Source organism: Pseudomonas sp. GW821-FHT07G10 (assembly GCF_059418545.1).
Window position 1 is genome coordinate 247,461 of record NZ_JBWKQB010000003.1, and the last position, 22,655, is coordinate 270,115.

Annotated in this window: 20 protein-coding genes and 4 pseudogenes; 12 read left to right on the forward strand and 12 right to left on the reverse strand. The window is 58.4% G+C overall.

The annotated features are described in order from the left end of the window. Window positions 1-88: 88 nt before the first annotated feature. The 3 genes from dnaQ to AC07O1_RS07040 all read right to left on the reverse strand — a co-directional run bounded on the left by dnaQ (window position 89) and on the right by AC07O1_RS07040 (window position 2,332). On the reverse strand, window positions 89-841 hold the full coding sequence (gene dnaQ / locus AC07O1_RS07030) for a DNA polymerase III subunit epsilon (protein ID WP_495088339.1): 753 nt from the start codon (window positions 839-841) through the stop codon (window positions 89-91). 135 nt (window positions 842-976) lie between these two features. Next, the gene (gene rnhA / locus AC07O1_RS07035; RefSeq protein WP_494991453.1) at window positions 977-1,429 is read right to left on the reverse strand and encodes a ribonuclease HI; all 453 of its coding nucleotides are present in this window, start codon (window positions 1,427-1,429) and stop codon (window positions 977-979) included. A 144-nt stretch (window positions 1,430-1,573) separates the two neighbouring features. Next, the gene (locus AC07O1_RS07040; protein ID WP_494991452.1) at window positions 1,574-2,332 is read right to left on the reverse strand and encodes a methyltransferase domain-containing protein; all 759 of its coding nucleotides are present in this window, start codon (window positions 2,330-2,332) and stop codon (window positions 1,574-1,576) included. 65 nt (window positions 2,333-2,397) lie between these two features. On the opposite strand from AC07O1_RS07040, the gene gloB reads away from it, so the two are divergent. The 8 genes from gloB (at window position 2,398) to fabI (ending at window position 13,014) form a co-directional block, all read left to right on the forward strand. Continuing rightward, window positions 2,398-3,165, forward strand: a complete 768-nt coding sequence (gene gloB / locus AC07O1_RS07045) for a hydroxyacylglutathione hydrolase (protein ID WP_495088340.1) — start codon at window positions 2,398-2,400, stop codon at window positions 3,163-3,165. Between the two features lie 99 nt (window positions 3,166-3,264). Further along, window positions 3,265-4,683 carry a transglycosylase SLT domain-containing protein gene (locus AC07O1_RS07050; protein WP_495088341.1) on the forward strand — a complete coding sequence of 473 codons (1,419 nt, stop codon included), beginning with the start codon at window positions 3,265-3,267 and terminating at the stop codon, window positions 4,681-4,683. Window positions 4,684-4,808: 125 nt separating this feature from the next. Continuing rightward, window positions 4,809-6,641 carry an extracellular solute-binding protein gene (locus AC07O1_RS07055; RefSeq protein ID WP_495088342.1) on the forward strand — a complete coding sequence of 611 codons (1,833 nt, stop codon included), beginning with the start codon at window positions 4,809-4,811 and terminating at the stop codon, window positions 6,639-6,641. Beyond that, a complete protein-coding gene (locus AC07O1_RS07060; protein ID WP_495011860.1) occupies window positions 6,638-8,491 on the forward strand; it encodes an extracellular solute-binding protein in 1,854 nt (617 codons plus the stop codon). Before AC07O1_RS07055 ends, AC07O1_RS07060 begins: the two co-directional genes overlap by 4 nt. Window position 8,492: 1 nt before the next feature. Continuing rightward, window positions 8,493-9,566 carry a microcin C ABC transporter permease YejB gene (locus AC07O1_RS07065; RefSeq protein WP_494991447.1) on the forward strand — a complete coding sequence of 358 codons (1,074 nt, stop codon included), beginning with the start codon at window positions 8,493-8,495 and terminating at the stop codon, window positions 9,564-9,566. Window position 9,567: 1 nt separating this feature from the next. Further along, window positions 9,568-10,587 carry an ABC transporter permease gene (locus AC07O1_RS07070; protein ID WP_495011858.1) on the forward strand — a complete coding sequence of 340 codons (1,020 nt, stop codon included), beginning with the start codon at window positions 9,568-9,570 and terminating at the stop codon, window positions 10,585-10,587. Window position 10,588: 1 nt separating this feature from the next. Further along, window positions 10,589-12,199, forward strand: coding sequence for an ABC transporter ATP-binding protein (locus AC07O1_RS07075; RefSeq protein WP_495088343.1), 1,611 nt, complete (start codon window positions 10,589-10,591; stop codon window positions 12,197-12,199). Between the two features lie 20 nt (window positions 12,200-12,219). After that, a complete protein-coding gene (gene fabI, locus AC07O1_RS07080; RefSeq protein WP_494991444.1) occupies window positions 12,220-13,014 on the forward strand; it encodes an enoyl-ACP reductase FabI in 795 nt (264 codons plus the stop codon). 138 nt (window positions 13,015-13,152) lie between these two features. On the opposite strand, the pseudogene AC07O1_RS07085 reads toward fabI, so the two are convergent. Continuing rightward, window positions 13,153-13,272: pseudogene (locus AC07O1_RS07085) on the reverse strand (LysR family transcriptional regulator); the annotation flags it as partial. A gap of 95 nt (window positions 13,273-13,367) precedes the next feature. Here AC07O1_RS07085 and AC07O1_RS07090 point away from each other — a divergent pair. Then, window positions 13,368-13,792, forward strand: a pseudogene (locus AC07O1_RS07090) (VOC family protein). Window positions 13,793-13,808: 16 nt separating this feature from the next. Here the strand turns inward: AC07O1_RS07090 and AC07O1_RS07095 are convergent. The 5 genes from AC07O1_RS07095 to AC07O1_RS07115 form a co-directional block, all read right to left on the reverse strand. Further along, a complete protein-coding gene (locus AC07O1_RS07095; protein WP_495088344.1) occupies window positions 13,809-14,774 on the reverse strand; it encodes a GGDEF domain-containing protein in 966 nt (321 codons plus the stop codon). Between the two features lie 66 nt (window positions 14,775-14,840). Continuing rightward, complete coding sequence (locus tag AC07O1_RS07100; RefSeq protein ID WP_495088345.1) at window positions 14,841-15,440, reverse strand: hypothetical protein; 600 nt, start codon at window positions 15,438-15,440, stop codon at window positions 14,841-14,843. A gap of 1 nt (window position 15,441) precedes the next feature. Beyond that, window positions 15,442-17,607 carry a xanthine dehydrogenase family protein molybdopterin-binding subunit gene (locus tag AC07O1_RS07105; protein ID WP_495088346.1) on the reverse strand — a complete coding sequence of 722 codons (2,166 nt, stop codon included), beginning with the start codon at window positions 17,605-17,607 and terminating at the stop codon, window positions 15,442-15,444. 50 nt (window positions 17,608-17,657) lie between these two features. After that, window positions 17,658-18,113 (reverse strand): (2Fe-2S)-binding protein, encoded by a 456-nt coding sequence (locus AC07O1_RS07110; protein ID WP_495088347.1) that lies wholly within the window; start codon window positions 18,111-18,113, stop codon window positions 17,658-17,660. A 195-nt stretch (window positions 18,114-18,308) separates the two neighbouring features. Continuing rightward, on the reverse strand, window positions 18,309-18,500 hold the full coding sequence (locus tag AC07O1_RS07115; protein ID WP_495088348.1) for a hypothetical protein: 192 nt from the start codon (window positions 18,498-18,500) through the stop codon (window positions 18,309-18,311). Between the two features lie 276 nt (window positions 18,501-18,776). Here AC07O1_RS07115 and AC07O1_RS07120 point away from each other — a divergent pair, with 276 nt between their 5' ends. The 3 genes and pseudogenes from AC07O1_RS07120 to AC07O1_RS07130 form a co-directional block, all read left to right on the forward strand. Next, entirely contained in the window at window positions 18,777-19,280 is a 504-nt protein-coding gene (locus AC07O1_RS07120; protein ID WP_495023716.1) for a VOC family protein, read from the forward strand. A 37-nt stretch (window positions 19,281-19,317) separates the two neighbouring features. Next, entirely contained in the window at window positions 19,318-20,151 is an 834-nt protein-coding gene (locus tag AC07O1_RS07125; protein ID WP_495088349.1) for an AraC family transcriptional regulator, read from the forward strand. Window positions 20,152-20,172: 21 nt separating this feature from the next. Continuing rightward, window positions 20,173-20,337 (forward strand): annotated as a pseudogene (locus AC07O1_RS07130) (adenosine-specific kinase); the annotation flags it as partial. 86 nt (window positions 20,338-20,423) lie between these two features. Here AC07O1_RS07130 and AC07O1_RS07135 read toward each other — a convergent pair. The 3 genes and pseudogenes from AC07O1_RS07135 to AC07O1_RS07145 all read right to left on the reverse strand — a co-directional run. Next, window positions 20,424-21,044 carry a LysE family translocator gene (locus AC07O1_RS07135; protein ID WP_054596689.1) on the reverse strand — a complete coding sequence of 207 codons (621 nt, stop codon included), beginning with the start codon at window positions 21,042-21,044 and terminating at the stop codon, window positions 20,424-20,426. A gap of 209 nt (window positions 21,045-21,253) precedes the next feature. Further along, window positions 21,254-21,676: a DUF2000 domain-containing protein gene (locus tag AC07O1_RS07140; RefSeq protein WP_494991433.1), complete on the reverse strand. Its 423-nt coding sequence runs from the start codon at window positions 21,674-21,676 to the stop codon at window positions 21,254-21,256. Window positions 21,677-21,969: 293 nt separating this feature from the next. Continuing rightward, window positions 21,970-22,047: pseudogene (locus tag AC07O1_RS07145) on the reverse strand (LysE family translocator); the annotation flags it as partial. Between the last annotated feature and the right edge of the window lie 608 nt (window positions 22,048-22,655).

Sequence of the window (22,655 nt, forward strand, 5' to 3'; positions counted from 1 at the left end):
GAAGCGGCAGACCGAGGCCTGCCAATGACCTCAGGGTAGAGGGTTGAGACCCATGTGGCGAGGGGCATTCCTCGCAAGCGAACGCAGATTACCCCTTAGCCTCGGCCAACTGCACCCAGAGCGCCGGAGCGCCGGCGGACTTGGCAATCGCCTCCATCCTCGCCACGTGTTCGGCCAGGTCATTTTCACTGGCACGAATGATTCGGGTTGGCTGACGATCGGCAGGCAAACGACGAATCTCGTCAGGTCGGTTGCCAGAACCTTCGCCTGAACCATTGCCGTCCGAAGCATTGCCGGCCAGAGACAGGCTGGTCTGGCCGCCAGTCATGGTCAGGTAAACGTCAGCGAGGATCTCGGAGTCGAGCAACGCGCCGTGCAGTTCACGGCCGGAGTTGTCGACGCCATAACGTTTGCACAAGGCATCGAGGCTGTTGCGCTGACCGGGGTGACGCTCACGAGCCATCATCAGGGTGTCGAGGATCGTACAGTGCTGAGTGATATCAGCCCGATCCTTCTGACCCATCAGGGTAAATTCATTATTGATGAAGCCGACGTCGAACGCCGCGTTATGGATGATCAGCTGCGCGCCTTTGATGAATTCGAAGAATTCTTCGGCCACTTCGGCGAAACGCGGTTTGCCCACCAGGAATTCGTTGGTGATGCCGTGGACGCCGATGGCGCCTTCATCACTTTCCCGGTCAGGCTGCAGATAAACATGGAAATGCCGACCGGTCAGGCGCCGACCGATCAACTCGACGCAACCGATTTCGACAATCCGGTGGCCGTCAGTCACCGGCATGCCGGTGGTTTCGGTATCGAGTACAACGGATCTGTTGGCCATCAGGGGTCAGCTCTCAACGGTTCATCTTTCAAAGCGCGCGATTTTAGCACGCTCTATGTCCCAGCTGGCGAAGCCTGCGTTCGCCTCGCGGTCGCGCCCGCCCTGGCGGGCGCAATCGGCACCAGACAGAGTCGTTTACGCCGGCTTGTAGCCCCGCACCTCATCCACGCCACGGTTGGCCAGCTGATCGGCACGCTCGTTACCGTGATGGCCGATATGCCCGCGAACCCATTTCCAGGTGACGTTATGGCGATTGACCTGTTCATCGAGCATCTTCCACAGGTCAGCGTTTTTCACCGGTTCCTTCGCAGCGGTTTTCCAGCCGCGTTTCTTCCAGTTGTCCATCCACTCGTTGATGCCTTTCATCACGTATTGCGAGTCGGTGACCAGCAGCACGTCGCAAGGGCGTTTGAGTTCTTCCAGGCCACGAATCGCCCCCATCAGCTCCATGCGGTTGTTAGTGGTATTGGCTTCGCCACCCCAAAGTTCTTTTTCAACGCCCTTGCACACCAGCAATGCGCCCCAGCCGCCAGGGCCGGGGTTGCCCTTGCAGGCGCCGTCGGTGAAGAGTTCTACGCTATCGCTCATGCCAACCTATCCAGAAAATGCCTGTGGCTTGCCGATCGTTGACCGGCAACGTCCCAGGGCCTGCTGATGCAGGGTGACAAGCCGTCACCAAACGTCAACAGACCCTTGGCCGGGCAAGCCCGGCCGGGGAATATAAAGAGTGTTTTACGGCTCGATGTGGCGACGATTGACCTTGGCCATCGGCAACGGAATCAGCTTGCCCATTGGTTCGCGCCGAACCTGACGCACCGGCCTCAAGCCAACCACGATCTTGCGTGCCACCAGCAAATAAAAGCCGCCGCCGGACAACTGCCAGTCGCCGGCCTTGCGCTCCCAACCGGCCAGACGGGCCTGCCAGGCGGGGGACGCAAGCGGCGGACGATAGCACCCGAAGCGGCGTTTCTCCAGCGCAAAGCCCAGCAGGTTCAGCCAGTCGCCTACCCGCGAAGGCGAAATGCAGCGGGCCTTGCTTAGCGCGTCATGAGCGAACACATGGCGCAAGCCCCAGCTACTCCAGGGGTTGATTCCGACAATCAGCAAATGTCCGCCAGGACGCACGCTGCTGGCGGCTTCACGGAGCAAACCATGGGGCGACAGGCAAAAATCCAGACCGTGCTGCAATACCACCACGTCGGCGGCATGCTCACTGAGCGGCCAGGCCTGCTCCTCGCAGACGATCTCCACCCCGGGTAGCGGTGCACCGAGCCGGACATTGCGCTGCACTTGCGGTGCCGCTGGCGGCGCCTCGGCCGAAGGACCGTAATGCACCAGGTAGCCGCCAAAGAACCGCCCCAGCTCGTCTTCGAGCATGCGCCGTTCTTCATCCAGCAAAAATTGCCCGATGGGACCTGACAGCCACTCACGGGCCGCGCTGATCAATGCCAACCAGTCAGGATCAGCCTGAGCGAACGCTTTATCGGTCATTGCATTCTCCAACTCGCCAAGAAGTTCTAAGATGCGCCATTGTTTTCCGCTTGGCGAATCCGACGATGATACAGATCAGTGCCCTGCCCGCCTTCACCGACAACTACATCTGGTTGTTACAAGATCACAGCACCCGGCGCTGTGCCGTGGTCGACCCGGGTGATGCCGCGCCGGTACAGGCATGGCTTGAGCAACATCCTGAGTGGACGCTGAGCGACATTCTCGTCACGCACCATCACCATGATCATGTCGGAGGCGTCGAGCAACTGAAAAAAGCCTCGGGTGCCAGGGTCTACGGTCCGGCGAGCGAAAACATTCCGGCGCGCGATGTGGCCCTGAACGACAACGACTGCATCAGCGTGCTCGGCCGGGATTTCGAGGTATTGGCCGTTCCAGGCCATACCCTGGGGCATATCGCATTTTACCATCACGGGCTGCTGTTCTGTGGCGACACCCTGTTCGCCGCCGGTTGCGGGCGTCTGTTTGAAGGTTCGCCGCAACAGATGCACAACTCTTTGACGCGTCTGGCGGCCTTGCCTGAAGACACGCTGGTGTACTGCACCCACGAATATACCCTGAGCAATCTGCGTTTTGCCCAGGCCGTCGAACCGACCAACCCGTACATCGCTGAACGTCTGGCGACGGTTACTCAATTGCGAGAAACCGGCCGCATGACCTTACCCTCGACCCTGGCCCTGGAAAAACTCACCAACCCTTTCCTGCGTACTGGCGAAACATCCGTTAAACAAAAAGCGGACGAGCGGAATGGCCTGGATAACCGGGCTCCCAGTGCAGTTTTCGCTGCCTTGCGCGCCTGGAAAGATAAGTTCTAAGCCGAGCCACCATTGGTACAAAAATTCTGAATGGTTGACCGCACCTTCCGTGCTTTCTAGAATCGCCCGACATTTTTGCCCGGAACTTTCTTCCAGCCAATGTCGTCATCTATTCGTAAAACCAACAATTCAGACGCATTGACCCGCCTGGCTCAAGCCATCGCGGTGGCTGTGTCCGCCACCCTGGCGGGCTGCCAAAGCACCAACTATGCCCCGCAAACCGACGCGGTGCACACTCCGAATCTTTCCAGCCACATCAAGCAAAAACCTATCTGGCTCAACGAAAAACCCAATCCGCAAGCCGCTCAGGATGTCTGGGAGCGCATGCGCCTGGGCTTCCAGTTGCAAGAGGGCCTCGGCGTAAACCCGCGCATCGAGCAACAGCGCTTGTGGTTCGCCAGCAACCCGTCGTTTCTGGAAAACGCCGGTGACCGCGGCAGCCTGTATATCCATTACATCATCGAACGCCTTGAAGAACGCAATATGCCGCTGGAGCTCGCGCTGCTGCCGGTGATTGAAAGTGCCTACAACCCGATGGCCTACTCCCGGGCCGATGCCGTTGGACTGTGGCAGTTCATCCCGTCCACCGGGCGTTACTTCAACCTGCGTCAGACCCGTTTCTACGACGGCCGCCGCGACATCACCGCTTCGACCACTGCCGCACTGGATTACCTGACCCGTTTGCATGACATGTTCAACGGCGACTGGCTGCTGGCGCTGGCCGCCTACAACTCTGGTGAAGGTACTGTCAGCCGGGCCATCGAGCGTAACGAAAGACTCGGCCTGCCGACCGACTACTGGAACCTGCCGCTGCCTGCCGAAACCCAGGCTTATGTACCTAAACTGCTGGCCTTGTCCCAGGTGGTGCTGGCGCCCGAAGCTTATGGCGTCAACCTGAGCCCGATTGCCAATGCTCCCTACTTCCAGGTCGTCGAAATCAATCAGCGCATGGACCTGTCCCGTGTCGCTGCCGTGGCCAATATCGACGAAGACGAACTGTTCCAGCTCAACCCGGCCTTCAAGCAACGCACTACCATCGATGGCCCCCAGCATTTGCTGGTGCCGACGTCCAAGGCACAGTTGCTGGCCGACAGCCTGTCGACCATGAAACCCGAAGAGCTGATCAGTCAGCGCCCGCTCAAACCCGTCTTCGAGGGTATGGACAGCCACGAACTGGCCAGGTTGAAGCGCAACTATCGGGTGAAACACGGTGACAACCTGTCGTTGATCGCCAAGGCCAACAAGGTCGACATCAAGGATTTGCAACGCTGGAACAAACTGACCGGCAAAAATCTGAAAGTCGGGCAGACGCTGGTCATGCAAGACACCAGCAAAGGCAAAAGCAACGGCGTTGCCAGCAGCAAGAAGGCGACCCAGTACAAGGTCAAGCAAGGCGACTCGCTGTACATGGTTGCCAAACGTTTCAATGTAGAGATGCAGCACCTCAAGCGCTGGAACCCGAACACGGCCAAGGCACTGAAGCCGGGGCAGACGCTGACCGTTTATTTATCGCATTGAGAGCGGTTTAAAGTCAGGCGCTTGTGGCAAGCCCCCTCGCCACAGGTGCACGACCTTTTTCCTGTCGATACAAGCTGTTACTGTACCGATCACAAAGCCCAAGCCGCCTGGATCGGATCTCTGCCTTGACGCGTCCCCTCCTCCTGCTCCTAATCAGTCTGGCCTTGAGCTTTCCCGCAAGCGCGACGATCAGCGAAAGCCATGGTTATGCGCAGTTCGGCACGCTCAAGTATCCGGCCAAATTCACCCATTTCGATTGGGTCAATCCTGCAGCGCCAAAAGGCGGTATCTTGCGGATCATGGCATTTGGCACCTTCGATACACTCAACCCCTACACGTTCAAGGGCACCAGCCCGGTTTCGACGCCCAACTTCCTGCAATACGGCGTCAACGAGCTGAATGAACCCCTGATGGCCGGCACCGGCCAATACGCCCCCTCGGGCGATGAGCCAACGTCCAGCTATGGCCTGATCGCCCAATCCGTGGAATTCAGCGAAGACCGCAGCTGGGTGGTGTTCAACCTGCGGCCCGAAGCGCGCTTTCACGATGGCACGCCAATCACCGCCTACGACGTAGCGTTTTCTTACCGTTTGCTGCTCAAGGAAGGCCATCCGCAATACCGGACCAACCTGCAGGAAGTGCTACGGGTCGACATCCTCAACCCGCAACGTATCCGCTTCGTCTTCAAGCGTGCTGGCAATCCACTGATGATCTTGCGTCTGGGCGAACTGCCGGTGCTGCCACAGCATTACTGGGAAGGCCGCGACTTCAAGGCCACTTCCTTTGAGCCGCCATTGGGCAGTGGTCCTTATCGCATCACCCAGGTACAGCCCGGTCGACAGCTGGTGTTCGAGCGGGTCAAGGATTACTGGGGCAAGGACCTGCCGGTCAATCGCGGCAAATACAACTTCGACCGGGTCGAGGTTCAGTTCTACCGCGACAGCGATGTGGCCTTCGAAGCGTTCAAGGCCGGCGAGTTCGATATCTACATCGAACACCAGGCCAAGAACTGGGCCAATGGCTATAACTTCCCGGCGGCAGGCCGTGGGGAGGTGATCAAGGCGCAGATCGCCCACCAGATTCCGACCCAGACCCAAGGGCTGTTCATGAACGGCCGCCGCAGTACTTTCGCCGATGGCAAGGTGCGCGAAGCATTGGGCCTGATGTTCGATTTCGAGTGGACCAACCGCACGCTGTTCAGCGGTGCCTATAAACGGGCCATGAGCTACTACCCCAACAGCGAGTTTTCCGCCACAGGCGTTCCGCTCGGCCACGAATGGCTGATGCTCACGCCGTATCGCAACCAGTTGCCCGCCGACCTGTTTACCCAGCCCTTCAGCCTGCCGCAAACCGATGGCCGCGGCATCCCGAGGGAAACCCTGCGCCGCGCCCTCGGGCTTTTGGCTGAAGCCGGCTGGAAGCTCAATGGTCAACGCTTGCAGAACAGCGCCGGCCAGCCCCTGCGTTTCGAAATCCTGCTGGTCAATCCCAACCTGGAACGGCTTCTGCAACCCTACGCCGAGAACCTCGCCAGCATCGGCATCGACGCCCGCCTGCGCACGGTGGATCGCGCGCAGTACAAACAGCGCCTCGACCAGTTCGACTTCGACATGATCCTGATGACTCTTGACCAAACCCTCAGCCCGGGCCTGGAGCAATGGCAGTACTTCCATTCCAGCCAGGTCGGGGTCAAGGGCAGCAAAAACTATGCGGGTATCGCCAACCCGGTGGTCGATCATCTGCTGGAACAGTTACTCGCGGCCAAGACCCGCGACGAACAACTGGCCGCAGGCAAAGCCCTGGACCGGGTATTGTTGTGGCAGCATTACATGATCCCCAACTGGTATCTCAATTATCATCGCCTGGCGTACCGCAACCGGTTCGCCTTCGTCACCACGCCCCCCTACGACCTGGGTCTGAGCGCGTGGTGGCTGAAGCCTTCGGAGAAAGCCCAATGATGCCCTTGCGTGCCCTGCTCCTGCGGGCCTGTGGCCTGTTGTTCACGGGACTTGCGTGCGCTGCCCAAGCTGCTCCGCAACATGCCCTGACGCTGTACAACGAACCGCCTAAATACCCGGAAGATTTCAAGTACTTCAATTACGTCAACCCGGATGCGCCCAAGGGCGGCACCTTCCGCCAGGCCGGTTTTGGTGGCTTCGACAGTCTCAATCCGTTCATCAACAAGGGCGTTCCAGCCGACAACATCAACCTGATCTACGACACCCTGGCCAAACAGGGGCTCGACGAGCCATTCACCGAATACGGCCTGATCGCCAGCAAAATCGAAAAGGCCCCGGACAACACCTGGGTGCGCTTTTACCTGCGACCCGAGGCCCGTTTCCACGATGGCCACCCGGTTCGTGCGGACGACGTGGTGTTCAGCTTTCAGACCCTGATAAAAAATGGCGCCCCGCTATACCGCGGTTACTACGCTGACGTCGAAGAGGTGGTCGCCGAAGACCCGTTGCGAGTACTGTTCAAGTTCAAACACAATAACAACCGCGAATTGCCGCTGATCCTCGGGCAATTGCCGGTATTGCCCAAACACTGGTGGGAAAACCGTGATTTCAGCAAAGGCAACCTGGAGATCCCGCTGGGCAGTGGCCCCTACAAAGTCACTTCGGTGAAAGCCGGGCGCTCGATTCGCTATGAGCGGGTCAAGGACTACTGGGGCAAGGATCTGCCGGTCAACCGTGGTTTCTACAACTTCGACACCATGGCCATCGATTACTACCGCGACAACACCGTAGCACTGGAAGCCCTGAAGGCCGGTCAGTTCGACTATTGGCTGGAAATGACCGCGAAGAACTGGGCCAATGCCTACAACATTCCGGCGGTTACCGAGGGTCGATTGATCAAGGAACAGATCCCCAACGGCAACCCTACCGGCATGCAAGGTTTTGTCTTCAATCTGCGCCGCCCGGTGTTCCAGGATGTTCGGGTGCGTCAGGCCCTGAGCCTGTTGCTGGACTTCGAATGGACCAACAAGCAACTGTTCAACGGCGCCTACGTACGCACCCGCAGCTACTTCGAAAACTCGGAAATGGCCGCCACTGGTCTGCCGGATCAGGATCAACTGGCGATCCTCGATCCGTTCAGAGGAAAAATTCCCGAGCAGGTGTTCAGCGAGGCGTTCCAGAACCCGCTGACCGACGCCAGCGGCATGATCCGCACCCAGCAGCGCAAGGCCTATCAACTCTTGCAAGAAGCTGGCTGGCGCATCGTCGACGACAAAATGGTCGACGCTAACGGCAAGCCGGTGATCATCGAGTTTCTACTGGCCCAGACCGAGTTCGAGCGGGTACTGCTGCCGTTCAAGCGCAACCTCAGCGATCTGGGGATCGATCTGGTGATCCGTCGGGTCGACGTTTCCCAGTACATCAATCGCCTGCGCTCGCGGGATTTCGATATGGTGGTCGGCAGCTTCCCGCAGTCCAGTTCGCCGGGCAACGAACAGCGCGAGTTCTGGAAGTCCGAAAGTGCCGACAAACCCGGCAGCCGCAACTCCATGGGCTTGAAAGACCCGGTCATCGACCAGCTTGTCGATCAGTTGATCAACGCCGACTCGCGCAAAAGCCTGGTAGCCCATGCTCGCGCCCTCGACAGGGTATTGCAGTGGGGCTACTACGTGATCCCGAACTGGCACATCAAGACCTGGCGCGTCGCGTACTGGAATCATCTCGGTCACCCCAAGGTCTCGCCGACCAATGAGGTGGGCATTTCCACCTGGTGGATCAAACCCGACGCCAAACCGGCGATAGAAGTTCAAACCAAGGTGCAAGCCGAACCTGCAGGCGTGGAGCAATAAGATGCTGGCGTATATTTTTCGGCGACTGTTGCTGATTATCCCGACCCTGTTCGGTATTTTGCTGATCAACTTCTTGATCATCCAGGCGGCCCCCGGTGGACCGGTAGAACAGATGATCGCCAAACTCGAGGGGTTCGAAGGTGCCACCAGCCGCATCGCTGGCGGCGGCGCAGAAGTGTCGGTGGCCGGTTCCAGCTACCGCGGTGCCCAGGGCCTGGACCCGGCGCTGGTCAAAGAGATCGAGCACATGTACGGCTTTGACAAGTCGGCGCCGGAACGTTTGTGGATCATGGTCAAGAACTACGCCACCCTGGATTTTGGCGACAGCTTTTTCCGCGACGCCAAGGTCGTCGACCTGATCAAGGAAAAATTGCCGGTGTCCATTTCACTTGGGCTCTGGAGCACGCTGATCATGTATCTGGTGTCGATTCCGCTGGGGATTGCCAAGGCCACTCGGCACGGCAGCCATTTCGACGTCTGGACCAGTTCGGCGATCATCGTCGGCTACGCAATCCCGGCGTTTTTGTTCGCCATCCTGCTGATCGTGGTGTTCGCCGGTGGCAGTTATTTCGACTGGTTCCCATTACGAGGCCTGACCTCGAACAACTTCGATGAACTGAGCTGGGTCGGCAAGATCCGAGACTACTTCTGGCACTTGGCACTGCCCGTGACGGCACTGGTGATCGGCAACTTCGCGACCATGACCTTGCTGACGAAAAACAGCTTTCTCGACGAGATCAACAAGCAATACGTGATCACCGCCAAGGCCAAAGGCCTGACCAATCGCGGAGTGCTTTACGGTCACGTGTTCCGCAACGCCATGCTGCTGGTGATCGCCGGTTTCCCGTCGGCCTTCATCGGGATCTTCTTTACAGGTTCCTTGCTGGTGGAAGTGATTTTCTCCCTCGACGGCATGGGCCTGATGAGTTTCGAAGCGGCGATCAACCGCGACTACCCGGTAGTGTTCGGCACGCTGTTTATCTTCACCCTGCTGGGTCTTGTAGTGAAACTGATCGGCGACCTCACCTATACCCTGGTCGATCCGCGTATCGACTTCGAAAGCCGGGAGCATTGAGATGAATCTTTCCCCCCTCAATCGCCGACGTCTCGAACTGTTCAAGACCAACAGGCGTGGCTGGTGGTCGCTATGGCTGTTTCTGATCCTGTTCGGCGCAAGCCTGGGTGCCGAGCTGATCGCCAACGACAAACCGCTGGCCGTGCATTACGACGGCGGCTGGTATTTCCCGGCGCTCAAGCGTTATCCGGAAACCACCTTCGGCGGCGAATTCCCGCTGGAAGCCAACTACAAGAGCCCGTACATCCGCGAACTGCTGAAGGCCAAGGGCGCCTGGATCTTGTGGGCGCCGATTCCATTCAGCTATCAGAGCATCAATTACGACCTGAAAGTCCCGGCACCCGCGCCGCCTTCGGCCGATAACTGGCTGGGCACCGACGATCAGGGTCGCGACGTGCTGGCCCGGGTTATCTACGGGTTTCGGGTTTCAGTGTTGTTCGCCCTGACGCTGACCATCCTCAGCTCGATCATCGGCGTGATCGCCGGGGCCTTGCAGGGCTTCTATGGTGGCTGGGTCGACCTGGCCGGGCAGCGTTTTCTGGAGATCTGGTCCGGGTTGCCGGTGCTGTATCTGCTGATCATCCTCGCCAGTTTCGTGCAGCCGAACTTCTGGTGGCTGCTGGGGATCATGCTGCTGTTCTCCTGGATGAGCCTGGTGGACGTGGTGCGCGCGGAGTTCCTGCGTGGGCGCAATCTCGAATACGTACGTGCCGCCCGGGCGCTGGGCATGCAGAACGGCGCGATCATGTTCCGCCACATCCTGCCCAACGCCATGGTGTCGACCATGACCTTCATGCCGTTCATCCTCACCGGCGCCATCGGCACCCTGACCGCTCTGGATTTCCTCGGCTTTGGTCTACCCCCCGGCGCGCCGTCCCTCGGCGAGCTGGTGGCCCAGGGTAAATCCAACCTGCAAGCGCCGTGGCTGGGCATGAGCGCCTTCGCCGTGCTGGCGATCATGTTGAGCCTGCTGGTGTTTATCGGCGAGTCCGCTCGCGACGCCTTCGACCCGAGGAAGTGAAATGAATCAGGACAATCTGATCGAAGTCCGCGACCTCTCCGTCGAGTTTGTCGTCGGTGAACGCCGCCAGCGGGTGGTCGAAGGCGTCAGCTTCAATATCAAACGCGGTGAAACCCTGGCCTTGGTCGGTGAAAGCGGATCGGGCAAATCGGTGACCGCGCATTCGATCCTGCGCCTGCTGCCCTACCCTTTGGCACACCATCCGACCGGTGCCATCCTGTACGCCGGACAGGACTTGCTGAGCCAGAGAGAAAAAACCATCCGCCACATCCGTGGCAACCGGATCGCGATGATCTTTCAGGAACCGATGACGTCGCTGAACCCGCTGCACTCGATCGAGAAACAAATCAACGAAGTGCTCGGTCTGCACAAAGGCCTGAGCGGCAAAGTCGCGACCAAACGCACACTGGAATTGCTTGAGCTGGTAGGCATCCCCGAGCCACACAAACGCCTCAAAGCTCTTCCCCACGAGTTATCTGGCGGCCAGCGGCAAAGGGTGATGATCGCCATGGCCCTGGCAAACGAGCCGGAACTGCTGATCGCCGACGAACCGACTACCGCTCTGGACGTCACCGTTCAGCTGAAAATCCTCGAATTGCTCAAGGAGTTGCAGGCCCGTCTGGGCATGGCGTTGCTACTGATCAGCCACGACTTGAACCTTGTACGAAGAATTGCGCATCGGGTATGTGTCATGCAGCGTGGTTGTATCGTCGAACAGGCATCGTGCGAAGAGTTGTTCCGCGCACCACAGCATCCTTACACTCAGGAGCTGCTGGCAGCGGAGCCTCGCGGCAACCCGGCGACCAATGTGGCCGGCGCGCCGTTACTGGAAGTCGAGGACCTGAAAGTCTGGTTCCCGATCAAGAAAGGCTTTCTGCGCAACACCGTCGATTACGTGAAAGCGGTAGATGGCATCAATTTCAGCCTGCCTCAGGGCCAGACCCTGGGGATCGTCGGTGAAAGTGGTTCCGGCAAATCCACCCTGGGCCTGGCGATCTTGCGGTTGATCGGCAGCAAAGGTGCGATCCGTTTCGAGGGCAAGCAGCTGGACTGCCTGACGCAGCAACAGGTTCGACCGCTGCGGCGGGAAATGCAGGTGGTCTTTCAGGACCCCTTCGGCAGCCTGAGCCCACGGATGAGCGTGGGCCAGATTGTCGGCGAAGGCCTGCGGATTCATAAGATGGGCACGCAGGCCGAACAGGAACAAGCGATTATCGCAGCGCTCAAGGAAGTAGGTCTGGACCCGGAAACCCGGAACCGCTACCCCCATGAGTTTTCCGGCGGGCAACGACAAAGAATCGCCATTGCCCGGGCATTAGTGCTAAAACCGGCGTTGATTCTGCTCGACGAGCCCACTTCGGCGCTCGACCGGACAGTCCAGCGCCAGGTAGTGGAGCTGCTGCGTTCACTGCAAACCAAGTACAACCTGACGTATTTGTTTATCAGCCATGACCTGGCGGTAGTCAAAGCGCTCAGCCACCAGTTGATGGTGGTCAAGCACGGCCAGGTGGTCGAACAAGGTGAGGCGCAAAACATTTTTGCCGCACCGCAACATCCCTATACACAGCAGCTGCTGGAGGCCGCTTTTCTGGCCCCAACAGCTGTCGAATAACCTGAAGAGAGGAGCAACACATGGGTTTTCTCGCCGGTAAGCGCGTACTGATCGTCGGTGTCGCCAGCAAGCTGTCCATCGCATCCGGCATCGCTGCCGCCATGCATCGCGAGGGCGCTGAGCTTGCCTTCACTTATCAGAACGACAAACTCAAAGGTCGTGTCGAAGAGTTTGCCGCTGGCTGGGGTTCGGGCCCTGAGCTGTGCTTCCCTTGCGACGTGGCCAGCGATGAAGAAATCGCCAAGGTCTTCATCGATCTGAGCAAGAAGTGGGATGGCCTGGACTGCATCGTCCACTCCGTCGGCTTCGCCCCGGGCGACCAACTGGACGGCGACTTCACCGAAGCCACCACCCGTGAAGGTTTCCGCATCGCTCACGACATCAGCGCCTACAGCTTCGTGGCCCTGGCCAAAGCCGGTCGCGAAATGATGAAAGGCCGTAACGGCAGCCTGCTGACCCTGTCGTACCTGGGTGCCGAGCGCACCATGCCGAACTACAACGTGATGGGCATGGCCAAGGCTTCCCTGGAAGCGGGCGTTCGCTACCTGGCTGGCTCCCTGGGCCCGGAAGGCACTCGCGTCAACGCCGTATCGGCCGGCCCGATCCGCACCCTCGCCGCCTCCGGCATCAAGAACTTCCGCAAAATGCTGGCCGCCAACGAAGCGCAAACTCCGCTGCGTCGTAACGTCACCATCGACGAAGTCGGCAATGCCGGCGCCTTCCTGTGCTCGGACCTGGCGTCCGGCATCAGCGGCGAAATCATGTATGTAGACGGCGGCTTCAACACCACCGCCATGGGCAACCTCGAAGAGTGATGCCCACGCTGTGAAAAAACCCGCCAATTGGCGGGTTTTTTATGAGCCCGCTCCCCCACTGAATTACGCCTCCTGACCCCCTCCCAGCAAACACCGGGCAAACAGCTGTTGAATGGACAAATTACGCTGGTTATACCGTACAAGTAGCACGATCTCCCGGCGAATGACCTGTGCAGACAGCTCCTTGGGTAGCTCAAAGGGCGGTTTGATCAGGATCGCCAGATCGACTTCGCCGGTGTCGACCTGACTCAATAAATCAAAATAATTTGAGCTGGACGCAAAAATTTGGGTCTTTCAATCAAAAACAACAAGTCTAGAATCAGTTCGACTCCCTACAACCGAGGATTGATCCTATGAAACTTTCTCCCTTTCACCTGGCCATCCCGGTTTTCGATCTACCTGCAGCGCGCCGTTTCTATGGCCAAGTGTTCGGCCTGGAAGAAGGTCGTTCCAGCGATCACTGGGTCGACTTCAATTTTTCGGCCATCAACTGGTCATCCATGAACATGCCAAAACCGCTTCGCAAGAATCCGCACACACCAATGCCGTGGACGGTCATGACGTTCCGGTCCCGCATTTTGGCGTAGTGTTGGCGATGGATGAGTGGGAAGCCCTGGCCGAACGGCTGAAATCCCTCGACACCCGGTTCGTGATCGAACCCTGCATCCGTTTCAAGGGCCAGGTGGGCGAACAAGCCACCATGTTCCTCTTCGACCCTTGCGGCAATGCCCTGGAGTTCAAGGCATTCAAGGACATCGATCAGTTGTTCGCCAAGTAAGCCTGAGGGCGAGGTATTAACGTTTCCTGAAAACCTGCTTATGTGTATGTATCGCCCAGTCGGCATCGGCCAGCAAATCCTCGATCGATTCGTGACGCTGCAGGTCATATTCGATCTGGCCGACGCTGAAGCGGATGGCGTAGCCGCGCTGCAAGGTCGAGTTACGCTCATCCAGAATCTCTTGCAGGCGCGCCATGATTGCCGAAGTCTCCACGTGATGGGAGCCGGTCAGCAACGCCACGAATTCATCCCCATCCAAACGGCCGATCACATCACTTTCACGAAACGCGATGCGAAGCACGTCAGCGAAGGTTTTAAGCGCGTTATCACACTCGGCATGGCCGTACCAATCGCTGATCCGTTTGAAGTCGTCGAGGTAAAAAAATAGCAGCGTCGCCGGTTTTTTCAGCCGTTTACAGGCACTCAACCCGTGTTGGGCCAGGGCCTCGAAACCATGGCGATTAGACAGCAGCGTCAGTTCATCCAGGCTCGCCACCTGCACTGCCGCCAACTCCTGCTCAGCCATGCGCGCAAGCTCACTTAGCAGCTCGCGCTCTTCGTCGTTCAGCTGGCGGGGTTTCGTGTCGATCAGGCACAAGGTACCGAGTGTGTCGCCATTGGCGGCGGTCAGCGGGCAGCCCGCATAAAAACGAACGCCTGGTTCGCCGACGACCAGCGGGTTGTCATGGAAGCGCTCATCGTGCTGCGCATCCGACACCATCAGCATCTGGTCCTCGAGGATCGCATGGCCGCAAAAAGAAATATCACGCCCGGTCTCACTGACCGCCAGCCCAGCGCCGGACTTGAACCACTGCCGGTCTGCGTCCACCAGACTGACCAGGGCGATCGGCACATTGAACACGCGCCTGGCCAGACGGGTCAGGCGGTCGAAGCGCTCCTCCGGGGAGGTGTCGAGGACATTCAACGAGCGCAGAGTCTCTACGCGGGCATTCTCATTGACAGGTTTGATTGGGGCCAGCATCACGCACTCCTTTGGCATGTATGTTCCGTTGATCAGTCCACACGCGGATTTACTCCGCGATATCTCTCACCTTAGCTGAGTCGTCTCCATGCCGTGCCCCAGCGGGCACGGCCCACCCGCTGTGGCCCACAGTTTGAACTGGGTGACAAAAATGTCATGGGCGACCGGCACCGGTGCCCGTGTTCCGCCGGGGTTCCAGCCCCACAGCACCAGTTTGTCGTCGCTGACGTGTTTGATCAGCGCGGCAAAGTCGCGGTCGCCATTACTCGATTTATCCTTGATGAGCTGGCACAGCTTATCGGCCGGCAGGCCAATCCAGGCCATTTTGTGCGCGGGCGGCGGCAGGCTCCAGTGCGGCGCGCCCGGAGGCGCGTGAGGCCCATAACTGGCGGGAGGATTGGTCTCGGCGTGGCAGGTTGCGCAAGGCAATCCCGCCGCACCCTTGCCGTCCTCACCGCGCACCACGTCCATGGCATGAGGAACGCCGGCATCGAATTGCAACGGCGAATCGCCGGGTATGTGGCAGTTCTGGCAACGCGGGCTCTGGAAGACTTTCTGCACCGTGGCAAACGCTGCCAGCGCCGCCTCATCCCTGGCAAACAGATCGTCGGCATAGCCGCCAAAGCCGATCAATATCAACGCGCCCAGAAACAACTGTCTTTTCATCTCAAACCCCTGCCAGGCGCAACGGTAATTCGCGCAAGCGTTGACCGGTCAAGGCAAACACCGCGTTGGCCACCGCCGGCGCCGTGGGCGGTACACCGGCTTCACCGATGCCACCGGGCTTGTCGCTGCTGGGCACGATATGCACCTGGACCAGCGGCATTTCGTTCAGGCGCAGCACCTGATAGTCATGGTAGTTGGACTGCACAACGCGTCCCGCCTTGATTGTGAGTTTGCTGTGCAAGGTCGAACTCAGGCCAAAGGCGATGCAGGACTCCATTTGTGCGGCAATGCTTGCCGGATTCACCGCAATTCCGCAGTCCACGGCGCAGACAACCCGATGCACACGGATCGCCAGGTTGTCCTGCGAAACTTCGGCCACCTGAGCGACGTAACTGCCGAACGACTCATGCACGGCAACCCCCAACGCATGCCCATCGGGCAAGGGCGCTCCCCACCCGGCCTTCTCCACCGCCAGATTCAGCGCGCCCAAATGCCGCGGGTGGTCCTTGAGCAACATCCGCCGGTATTCCACCGGATCCTTACCGGCCGCTGTGGCCAACTCATCGATCAACGACTCCACGACAAATGCGGTGTGACTGTGCCCCACCGAACGCATCCACAACACCGGGATCCCGGTTTTCGGTGAATGCAGATCCACCTGATGATTCGCCAGACCTTTCATATAAGGCCCGTCGGCCAGCCCCTCGACGGACGTACCGTCGATACCGTTCTTTACAAAACCTGCTTCGAACGGTGTGCCGGCCATGATCGACTGCCCCACCACCACGTGCTTCCAGGCAATCGGTAGCCCATCAGCACCAAGACCGATACGCGCCTGATGCAAAAACGCCGAACGGTAGTAACCGCCGCGCACATCATCCTCGCGGGCCCAGACAGTCTTGACCGGTGCCTGGGCCGCTTTGGCCACCTGCACCGCTTCGCTGACAAAGTCCGACGACGGGTTGGCTCGCCGGCCAAAACCTCCGCCCAGAAAGGTCGTATGGATCTCGACTTGCTCGGGCTTGAGGCCAGTGATTTTCGCTGCAGTTTGCTGATCCATGGTCTGGAATTGAGTGCCAGTCCAGATTTCGCATTTGTCCGCAGTGAGCTTGACCGTACAGTTGAGCGGTTCCATCGGCGCATGGGCCAGGTACGGCACGCTGTATTCGGCGACGACGGTTTTCACCGCCTTGGCCAAGGTGCCAGCCGCATCGCCAGCCTGGGTCGCAGACACGCCTTGCGTGGTGGCCAACTTGCGAAATGTTTCCAGTAGCGTCCCACTGTCCAGATCGGCATGGGGCCCCAGGTCCCATTCGACCTTCAGTGCGTCACGGCCCAGTTTCGCCGCCCAGAAATGCTCGGCAACCACCGCAACGCCGGTGGGCACCTGCACCACCTTGCGTACCCCTGGTACCGCCATGGCTGCTGCGCCGTCGAAGGATTTGACGGTACCGCCAAACACCGGCGAACGAGCGACCATCGCCGTCAGCAGCCCGTCGAACTGCACGTCCATGCCGAACCGGGCCCGGCCAGTGATTTTCTCCGGGGTGTCGAGACGTTTGGTCGGCTTGCCGATCACTTTCCAGTCTTTCGCCTCCTTGAGCTTTATCGAGGCCGGATCCGGCAACGGTAGCTGACCGGCCTCATTGGCCAACTCGCCATAACTGGCCCGATGATCACCGGCAATGACCTGTCCTTGCTCGGTACGAATTTCGGAGGGCGCGACGTTAAAGCGTTTGGCAGCCGCCTCGATCAACATGATCCGGGCGGTCGCTCCGGCCAGACGGTAACGGTCGAACTCCATCCAGGTGGACGTCGAGCCACCGGTCATCTGCATCCCGCCAAAGGCCGGCAAGCCATAAACCGCCGCTGCCGGAGCATGTTCGACGCGAATCTTCGACCAATCGGCGTCCAGCTCCTCGGCGATCAGCATGGACAACCCGGTCCAGATGCCTTGACCCATTTCCGAATGCCCCAGCAGCACCGTGACGCTGCCATCACTGGCGATGCGCAGAAAGGCGTTGGGCGCAAAAGGTCTGTCCGTCCCTGACTCAGCCTGGGTGAAACGATGGGCCCCGGGAATGACAAAGGCCACGACCAGGCCACCGCCTATCAGTACTGTGCTTTTGAGAAAGTTACGCCGCGAAGTCTCTATCACGCGATTCATCGCCAAGCCTCCAGGTCCACAAGTACGTGCCAACGGCGCGCCGCGGCTTTTCAGCCGAGCTCGGCCGCGCGCTTCACTGCAGCGCGAATACGTGGATAGGTACCGCAACGACAGATATTCCCCGACAAGGCCTGATCGATATCGCTGTTGCTCGGCGAGGGAATTTTCGCCAGCAAGGCTGCTGCCGACATGATTTGTCCGGACTGACAGTAACCGCACTGCACCACATCGAGCTCAGCCCAGGCCCGCTGCACCGGGTGCGAGCCGTCTTTCGACAGGCCTTCGATGGTGAGGATTTTTTGCCCTTTGGCCACCGCCGAGGCCGGGGTGATACAGGAGCGCAACGGCGCGCCATCGACATGCACGGTGCAGGCACCGCATTGCGCAATGCCGCAGCCAAACTTGGTGCCAGTCAGGTGTGCCACGTCGCGCAGCACCCAGAGCAGTGGCATGTCATCGGCGACGTCGAACTGCTGCGCTTTGCCGTTGATGTTGAGCGTAAGCATGGTTATTCCTCATGCCGATGACAGGACTCACGGGGTCCTTGAGCTGCGACGCTGTGGCCGACCCGGTCTACGCGCGCATTGGGTTATCCATAGAGCTAAGCCCACTTTGCCAAGCGGTTCATTTTCAGCGACCACCGGTCACGAAAAAGGGCCGCTTCTTTCGAAGCCGCCCTTTGCTGACACCCATCAATTTCCTTATACCCGTGGCCCGAACAAAATCCCTGTGTAACGCATAAGAAACAGCATGGACACCAGCGTCACGATCCCGAGTTGACCTTCGTAACCATAGGCACCGATGACGCCGGTGCACAGCAGGACCACACCGAGCCCAAGGACCTTGCTCGATAGGTGCAGGACATTCTGAGGGGAGCTGAAGAATTCAAACACTTGGGCGTACTCCTGAAATGGTTCAGTTGTACTGTTGACCTATCAAGTCCCGTGCCAAGTTTAAATACCATATGTATCAGCCATTTAAGACAACAATGGTCAATATGACCATAAGCATAATTGGTCTTAATGACCACATATGCAGTCATTAAGACTGCATCTTGAAGCATTCTCATTTTCCAGATCAGGACATAATTGTCGATCTACGGCGCGGCCGGACGACTATCGGGGGGCTACGCTGTTATTGCGCCGTGACTACCGAAAAGGAGAACCGCCATGCAACGCATTCAAAAAATCACTCCATGCCTGTGGTTTGACGACCAGGCCGAAGCCGCCGCCGGGTTTTATTGCTCACTCTTCGATCACTCGAAAATCACCGCTATCACTCGCTATGGCAAAGCCGGTTTCGAGCTTCATGGCCGGCCCGAAGGTTCGGTGATGACTGTCAGTTTTGAGCTGGACGGTCAATCCTTTACTGGCCTGAACGGCGGACCGGTGTTCACCTTCAGTGAGGCCATTTCGTTCCAGGTCAACTGCCTGGCCCAGGATGAAGTCGACCACTTCTGGAACGCCCTGTCTGAAGGCGGTGACAAACAAGCCCAGCAGTGCGGCTGGCTCAGGGATAAATTTGGCGTTTCCTGGCAGATTGTTCCGACCGTGCTGATGCAGATGATGAAAGATCCCGACACAACAAAATCCCAACGGGCCATGCAAGCCATGTTGCAGATGAAGAAAATCGATATTGCCGCACTCGAGCAAGCCTTTGCCGGTCAGAGCTAATACACTCTAGAGCTGGCCTGCCGATGGACGCCCGACGATGACCCATAACCCTGCGAAAGATGCTGACAAGGCGCCACGCTTCTGGCGCGACGAGGCCTTGCCTTTTATCGAAGTCCGCTCCATCGCGGACGGCCGCGAGGTCTGCTACGCCCGGCATTCACACGAGCACTTTTCCATTGGTGCAATTACCGCAGGGCAAAGTACCTACATCCATGAGAACAGCCACCTGAGGGTCAGCGCCGGTACCGTAGTGCTGATGAATCCCGGTGATGTCCACGCCTGCAACCCGATCGACGATCAGCCCTGGTCGTATCGCATGTTCTACGTCGACACGCCTTGGCTGACCGATCTTCAGCACACGCTGGGGTTCAGTCCGGAGCTGGACTTTCGGGCTTTCTCCACCACCCATACCACCGACGCCAGCCTGTATGCGGGGCTGAACCGGCTGTATGAGGTACTGATCGACGAACAGGCCGAACCGCTGCAAAAACACAACAGCGCAGTGACGTTTTTCTCTGACTTGCAGCAAAGACTCAACCCCTCCGAACTCCTGGGCCGTGAGATCAACCTCAAGCTCGAACGGGCGGCAGAGTACATCCGGGACAATTGCACATTGGCGTTGAAGCTCGATGACATCTGTGAGGCTGCGCAGCTATCGGCCTCCTACCTGACCCGTGCCTTCAAGCAGCACTACGGCATGACCCCTCATGCGTTTCTGGTGAATAGGCGTATCCAGTTCGCCCGGGCGCAACTGCGCAGCGGCAAATTGATTGCCGATGTCGCACTGGAAGCCGGGTTTGCCGATCAGGCGCATTTTCAGCGGGCGTTCAAGCAACATCTGGCGGCGACGCCGGGGCAATATCGCGGTTGAGTTCCCCTCATGGCCTCACAAATTTCTTGTGCGACAGCCAATCCAACTGAAGTCATTCTCGCTGAAATAGAGCAAGAACGAGCGATCCTGGGCGTAGTGGATGGCTTCTGCGCCAAGGACATTGAAGGCGACGAAGACATCCTGTGGCGCAAGAACCTGTTGCGACAGATCGGTTACAAGCTGTGAGTTGAAGAGCCGGCAATGAGTGGCGCCGTGACCGCGCCGCAAGCGGAACACTCCGATGCAGGGCGCAGCCACGGCCACTGAGCACCTCAACGAATCAGCATCGCCGCGGCAGCCGCTACCATGATCGCCGCCGCGCCGCGGAACAGCCGCTGTTGCGCTCGCAAGCTCGACAGCAGGTGCCGGATGCGCACCGCGCCGACAATGAACAGCGCGCCAACGCCCAGCAGAACGAGAATGGTCAGTGGCACCAGCATCAGCCCCCAGGTCTGCAACGAGACCGTCTCAAGGTTGATCACCAGCGGCAACAACGCCAGATAGAAAGCGATGGTCTTCGGGTTGCCCAGGGTAATGGTCAGACCGGATATCGCCGCCGACAGCAGCTCCTTCTTCTTCACCGGCTTGCCGACTTCAATAGCCTGATGGTTGGCGAACCAGAACTGCCAGGCCAGATAGCACAGGTACAGCGCCGCCGCCCAGCGTACCAGCTGGAACAACGCATTGAAGTGCTCGGCGATCATCGCCAGACCAAAGACCGCAAATGACAGGTAGGTCAGATCGCCGAGGATCAACCCAAACAGCAGACAAAAGCCCGACAACGCGCCACCGCTGACGCTGCGCGCCACCAGCGCCGCCATGCCGGGGCCGGGAATGGCGGCCGCGATGCCCAGCGCTGCCGAATAGGTAAGTACTTGTGTCAAATCGAGCATGTCGCTTTCCTCAGGTAATTTATTATTGTATTGCTCGATGATTTCCGCTTCCGGCAAGCGAGGTTATCAACGGCTTCAACAGGATGCAGCGACCCACTGCCTGACGACTTCCCGGGAAAAAACCAGATCCTGCATGGCTAATCCGACCGACTTGAAGATCGTCACGCCCTGGCTCAGGCTTGAATAAAGCGCACACTACAACCTCCTTGTCATTTAAACAGCGAAAGATTACCGGTCAACTTACTGATTTTTTTCTGTGGCCCGATCAAGCCAATGGCAACCAATTCTATGGCTGAACTATCGGCCTCGGAGATACGCGTCTCATACTCCTGATAAGTCTTGCAGGATTGCGCCAGCGCGCTGAATGGCATGGTATGGATTTCATCATCCGCCAGCGCTTTCTCTTGAAGCGCCTGCAAATACTCATTGGTGGATAGCAGAATCGGCAACGGTGCGTAGATGACTCCGGGGTAATTGACATTGTCACGGCTTTGCATGTCTGGTCCGACCAGACCTTCTACCGAACGCCCCAGGCTGACGCCGATGACGCTGACGGCATTGGCCGCATGTCCCAGCCCCAGTGCTTTGTCGACTACAATTACGCATTTGTGAACGGCAGCATCGAAATTCATTGAATCCTCCACAACTAACAATAAACCTTCAGTTCTTTGAGCTTTGTCACACGGAAGTCAGCCCAACCATCGAGCAGCCCGGCAAACTTTGTAGCGTCACTACCGATGTCGATATCAACTACTTGCCAACTGGCAATTTTTGGCACTTCATCACACCCTGCAGATGGTTGGGTTGAATCAGAAACGCAGAGAGTGTCGCTTGCGTTTCAAACAACCCCATTACCACAAAGTTCATAACCTGTTTGCGCCGACTTACATTCCTGCCGCAAGCCCGGCCCAATATTTCGTTGATATAAGGCGACGATATTGACCGGTCCAGGGTTAATCGAGGAGGCCAGGGCAAACTCGACCATGGAGATAATCAAACTCATCACGTACCTTCTTCAAGTCAGTTGGGTAATTCCAGCACTCAGGATAAAGAGCGCTCCCATGCCTGTATTGAAGAAAAATGCCCCCCGGGGAGTGCGGTATAAACGGATCGTCTGCTGACCTTTCCCGGGATGATCGCTCCCGCCGTTGCTTCATCCGCCAGTGACACAGCGTGGCTGGCAGTCAAAACACGACGCAAACATTGCCAATGTCGAGCAAACCGGCCTCAAGTATCAGGTTAGCGTCAATGGCATAACGCACAGCGCGTTGGTCACCGGGTGTCAGCGTTGCCATAGCGCGCTGTACGCCCCTTGGCTATATGGATCTTCACACCCGCGGGTGTCTGCCAGGCAGCAGGTCGAGCAATAGACATCCTGTCTTCTCCCAATGGCGTCCACCTGGATGAGGCAGACGCTCGCTATCAGTATGGTTTTTTTACAATGGATGGAGAGGCGTAAGCCTTGCCTGGGTATCAACAGTCGATCCAGCAGTTGGCCTGTGATTTGCTCCCTCTCCCATCGGGCTTCCTATCCTGGGAGTCAAGTTGGAGGTCAATATGCTTATCACAAAGCCTTTATTGGCATTAGCTATCGGCGCAATCTTATCGGCA